We start from the raw sequence: 2532 nt of genomic DNA on the forward strand, positions 1-2532 counted from the left end.
CACCCTACTTCTCCTTTAATTGGAACACTTTCTTTTTTTCCCACTTTTTTCTTTTTCTTTTTTCCCCCCCTCCTCCCCCCCCCCCCCCCCCCCCCCCCCCCGGCCCCTGCGGTAGCCGTCAAATGCTGCTGGCGTTCCCGCTTCCGGAGCCGCTGGCGCCGTCGAAGGTGCCGTTGCTGACGCAGTTGATCCGGGCCTGCTCGGGGGCTGCGACGACACCGGTCACCAGCGCGCCCGCGTAGGCGCCGGCCGTGATCGAACCACTAGTGACCTTGCCTGAGATACCCTGACCGGCGGTGGCCACCCACGCGACGGTGACGTTGAATTGGCTGCTCGCCCCGGACGCGAAGGTAATGGTTCCTTGGACGTTCGTCGCCGCGTTCACGCAGTTGTTCCGGCCGATCGTGAAGGTGCCGGTGAGGGTGGCGATTCCGATCTCCGTGCCCGGGATGGCGCAGGTTCCCGTCACCTGGTACTTGACCGGTTTGCCCGGTTCACCCGGGTCATCAGTAACGGCGACGGAACCGGTGCCGCTGGGACAGGCGATGGAGACAGCCGACGGAGCTGCAGGCTGCGATGACGCGGCGGGAGCTGCTAGCATCGCCGTCCCCCCCAGGGCCGCGAAGAACCCGTACACGCTGAGACCGGCGATACGGCGCCGCCACCGATGCCCGGGACCCTGCCCTTCCGGGGTATTTTCCGTCACACCTTTCTGGACATTCCTTCGAGCGAACATACCTCCTCCTTCCGAGAGAACACAGACGCGCACCGCGACCAGGAGCCTCCGGACCGCCGAATGCGAAAACAGTGAAAGGGGATGAATTTTGCCGCCCCTTGACGCCCCGCCGCCCCCTGTATAGGGAAATGGCGCGGCGATGCTCACATGGCAGGCAGGATCCACTCTGCTCCGCGAAATATAAATTCACCACGGCGGCACCGCCAATGATGTGCCTGCAGCGTTCCACTGCGGACGCCCTGAGCCAATGCGCTTCGCCAGTTAGATCGCACGGCGAATTACGTTACTTGCCCGCCTGCTGGCACAGCCGAGGGGCGCTGAAGCCGCTCTGCTCACTGGAGATTGGTGATTCGAAATTACGATACAGCCGTATCCGCCGAAACGGAAGGAGTCGTGCGCGCCTTTACTCAAAAGCCCCGACCCGCGGGGCAGTCGCTTTCTCGAACGAAAGTCCGGCGGATGTTAAATACCGCGAACGCCGACCCATAGAACGCCTGATCGGTGAATCTTGATTTTGCAGTTCTCCGCATCTTCTGCTGCAGCCACTATCGATCCGACATGGAGCCTTTTCCATCTTGGTGGTGGGGTGCGGGGTGTGTGGGGTGGCGGCTGGGCGGAACGACGAAGCTCCTGGTAGGCGGGTTGTCGACCAAGATCAACCGTGTCCGGCCAGAGCTTCGTGTGCTTGTCCACCCGTCGGCGATCGATCTGTCCAGCCAGTCCCTGCGGTTCCTGGCCAGGCAGTTGGAGGTGCGTCGTCGGGAGCTGGGGAGGCGGTGGCGGCGGTTGTCCGCGGGCCGGCGGGCGCTTGTGGTCCTGGCTCACCTGCGCTGCGGGGACACCTGCGCCCGGTTCGCGGCGGGCTTCGCGATCGGCATCGCCACCGTCTGCCGCTGCATTCACGAGGGCATCGATGTCCTGGCCGCCCTCGCCCCGTCACTGCAGCAGGCGATGAAGACCGCGGCGGGGAAGGCTTTCGTGATTCTCGACGGGACACTTCTCCCCATCGGCCGCATCGCCGCCGACCGCCCGTACTATTCCGGGAAATACCGGCGGCACGGCATGAACGTGCAGGTCATCGCCGATCCCTTCGGCCGGATCCTGTGGGCCTCACCCGCGTTGCCAGGAGCCGTCCACGACATCAGGGCCGCCCGGACACACAGCATCGTCGAAGCCCTGGCCGCAGCCGGCGTCACCTGCCGGGCGGACAAGGGCTACCAGGGTGCCGGCGGCACCGTCCGTGTCCCCTGCCGCGGCCGCTGGAAGCACCTCTCCCGCGGCCAGCGAGCCGTCAACCGCGCTCACGCAAAGATCCGGGCCCTCGGCGAACAAGCCATGGCCACCCTGAAGAACTGGCGGCTCCTCAGAAAACTCCGCTGCAGCACCACCCGCATCACGCATACCGCCCAGGCCATCCTCACCCCCCACCTCAACACCCCAGGGACTGTAAAAGAAACGGTGTAACTCCGATCATGGAGGATTGCGCCTGTGACCAGTGAGAACATAGCCGTACCGTCCGGGGCCGGGGCCGCGTCGACGGGCGTGGATGACCGATTCCTCAACGAGTTCGTGGCCCGGGCCCAGGCCGAGGGCCTGCAGCTGACCGGTGAGGGCGGGCTGCTTCAGCAGCTGACGAAGCGGCTGCTGGAGTCCGCTCTCGAGGGCGAGATGACCGATCACCTCGGCTGTGACCGGCACGAGCCGGCGGGCAAGAACGGTGGCAACTCGCGGAACGGCAAACGCTCCAAGACGGTCGTCACGGACGTCGGTCCGGTGGAGATCGACGTCCCGCGGGA

At 65.3% G+C, this 2532-nt stretch carries 3 protein-coding genes; 2 read left to right on the top strand and 1 reads right to left on the bottom strand.

Annotated elements, in window-relative coordinates:
• Positions 1–118 precede the first annotated feature (118 nt).
• Positions 119–736, bottom strand: a complete 618-nt coding sequence (locus tag ACZ53N_RS35735; protein WP_469144908.1) for a hypothetical protein — start codon at positions 734–736, stop codon at positions 119–121.
• A 681-nt stretch (positions 737–1417) separates the two neighbouring features.
• On the opposite strand from ACZ53N_RS35735, the gene ACZ53N_RS35740 reads away from it, so the two are divergent.
• Both ACZ53N_RS35740 and ACZ53N_RS35745 read left to right on the top strand, forming a co-directional pair.
• On the top strand, positions 1418–2200 hold the full coding sequence (locus ACZ53N_RS35740) for a transposase family protein (protein WP_469144909.1): 783 nt from the start codon (positions 1418–1420) through the stop codon (positions 2198–2200).
• A 78-nt stretch (positions 2201–2278) separates the two neighbouring features.
• On the top strand, positions 2279–2532 hold a 254-nt coding region (locus ACZ53N_RS35745; protein WP_469144910.1), incomplete at its 3' end, for a transposase.

The sequence above is a fragment of the Streptomyces sp. NPDC033229 genome (assembly GCF_055576875.1).